Genomic DNA, 2,638 nt, shown 5'->3' on the forward strand with positions numbered 1-2,638 from the left:
GGTCCCGGCCACCGCGGACCCGGCCTGTTCGGGGGCGGCCTGTTCGGGGGCAGCCGACGCCGGGTAGTCGAAACGGATCCCCAGGTACGGCTCGCTACGGGTGGCGACGATCTCGTAGGCCCGCGGCGCCGCGTCGATCGGAAAAGCGTGGGTGACGAGATCATCAACTTGCAGCCGGTCGGCCGCGAGCAGGTCGAGCACGGCCTCCTGGTTGCGTCCCTCGGTCCAGCGGACCTGCCCGGCCGGGTAGTCAACCCCCCAGTCCTCGTAGCCACGCTCGTACCGCCCCGGCCCGTAGGAGCGGGCGAAGCGCAGCGTCAGCTCCTTGTCGTAGAACGGCGCGCGCAGCAGGCCCAGTCCGACGTCACCCACCACGACCAGCTGCGCCCGGTCCCGGGCCAGCGCGGTGGCCCGCATGACCGGTTCCGCCGAGCGACCAGCGGCGCAGATGAGGACCGCGTCGGCACCACGGCCCCGGCTCCAGGCGCGGACCGCGGCGGTGGTGGCCTCGCCGGACTCCCGCAGCGCACGGACACCGCTCGCCCCGGCGGTGACCAACGGAAGATCGGCAAGATCGATGCCGGCGACGTCACATCCGCTGGCGAGCGCGAGCCGGGCGGCGAGCTGACCGACCAGCCCCAGCCCGACGACCACCACCTTCGCCCCGGGGCCCACCTCCGCCAGGCGCAGCCCGTGCAGGGCGATGGAGCCGATCGTGGCGAACGCCGCCGCCCCCGGGTCGGCCCCGTCCGGAACCCGGGCGCAGAGCAGCCCGGGAACAGCCTGGAACTCGGCGTGGTTGGCGCGCCCGGCCCCACCCGTGGCGACGAGGTCACCGGGGCGGATGCGGTCGACCGCGGAGCCCACCTCGACGACGCGACCACATCCGCTGTAGCCGAGGGGGACGTCGGCGCCGAGCCGATCCCGGACCGAACGCGCGGCCGGGATGAGACCGTCGGTCCTCGCCTTCTCCGCGACCTTGCGGACAAGGTCCGGACGGGCCCGCGCCTTGGTCAGCAGCCCAGAGCGGGCGAGCGTGGTAACGGCACGTTCCGTGCCGGCGGACACGATCGTCGCAACGGTCGCCACCAGCACCTCGGTCGGACCGATGACCGGCACGGGAACGTCGACGACGCGCACCGCCCCGCCGGACGCCGCCTGCACCACCTGCTTCACCACACCACCTGCTTCACCGCGCCACCTGCTTCACCGCGCCACCTGCTTCACCGCGTCACTGGGGCGCCGCCGCACCGGCCGACGGTCGGCGCCGGCAGGCGGACTCGCACCCACTCGCGGACCCGTACCGGCGTGTCGGCTCGTACCGGCGTGTCGGCCCGAGTCTTCGGTACGACCGGGGGAAGTGAGGGCGTCGGGGGCGCCCACGCTCGCATCATGCTGCGCAGTGTAGTTGATGCATTACATTCAGCGATGAACATCGGCCTCGCCCATCCGAAGTGTCAGACCCGGAGGAACGGCATGCTCGAAGCGTCGGCCGCCGCGTGCATCGTCACCCTTGCGGCGACCCCGATCGTCATCGTCGGCATGCGCCGGATGGCGGCGATCGACGAGGTCACTGCGCGGTCCTCGCACCAGGTCCCGACCCCGCGTGGCGGCGGTATCGCAGTCGTCCTCGGGCTGTTCGCGGGCATCGGCCTGGCGGTGTGCATCCCTGGGTACGGCGACGCCCGCGACCTGCTGTCGTTGACCATCGGCATCGCCCCGTTCGGCCTGATCGGACTCGTCGAGGACCTCAGCGGCATCACCCCGCTGCGCCGGCTGGCCCTGCACGTCACCGCGGCCGTCGTCGTCGCGGTGACGACGGTGCTCGGGGCGGTGCTCGACGACCCGGTTCCGAGCGGCACAACCGTCCTGCTCGTCACGATCATCGCGCCGATCTGGATCACCGCATTTGTCAACGTCTTCAACTTCATGGACGGCATCAACGGCATCTCGGTGACGACGGCGGTCCTGGCCGGGGCGGCGTTCACGGTGCTCGGAGCCGTCCACCACGTGGACGCGATCACGATCGGCGGTGCTCTCACGGCGGCCGCGGCGCTCGGTTTCGGCCCGTTCAACTTTCCGCGGGCCCACATCTTCCTCGGGGACGTGGGCAGCTATTCGCTGGGAGCCGCGATCGCGGTCCTGGCGGTGCAAGCGGTCCTGGCGGGAATACCGGTGGAGACCGCCGTGGCGCCGACGGCGCTGTATCTGGCCGACACCGCCTGGACCCTGCTACGCCGGGTGCGGGCGAAGGAACAGTGGTACCTGCCCCACCGCACCCATGCCTACCAACGACTCACCACCGCCGGGTGGTCACACACCCGGGTGACCGGGCTGGTTGGCGTCCTGACGGCGGTCCTCGCCGCCTTGGGATTCGCCGCGGACGGACCACTGCCCGTTCGCCTGCTCGCCGACACGGCAGCCGGGCTGGTGCTCCTCGGGTACCTGAACGCTCCACAGCGCGTCGCGGCGAGACGGGACTGCGTCGCGGCGGCCCCGTCCTCCGGCGCGGCGATCCCGTCGCAACGCCGGCTGGCGAACCCGGACAGGACAGACCGGACCGACGGGACCCGGCCACTGGGGGATGCCGGTCGAAGCCACTGATCGGCTCGTACCCCCCCCCCTCCTCCTCCCCCCC

2 protein-coding genes are annotated in these 2,638 nt (G+C 72.3%); one reads left to right on the forward strand and one right to left on the reverse strand.

Translation table 11 applies throughout. From position 1 onward, the window contains the following. The coding region (locus ACY45C_RS13065; RefSeq protein ID WP_462187895.1) for a zinc-dependent alcohol dehydrogenase at positions 1 to 1,176 on the reverse strand (1,176 nt) is incomplete at its 3' end. 300 nt (positions 1,177 to 1,476) lie between these two features. On the opposite strand from ACY45C_RS13065, the gene ACY45C_RS13070 reads away from it, so the two are divergent. Next, positions 1,477 to 2,604, forward strand: a complete 1,128-nt coding sequence (locus tag ACY45C_RS13070; protein WP_462187896.1) for an MraY family glycosyltransferase — start codon at positions 1,477 to 1,479, stop codon at positions 2,602 to 2,604. The last annotated feature ends 34 nt before the right edge of the window (positions 2,605 to 2,638 follow it).

The sequence above is a fragment of the Frankia sp. CcWB2 genome (assembly GCF_977927585.1).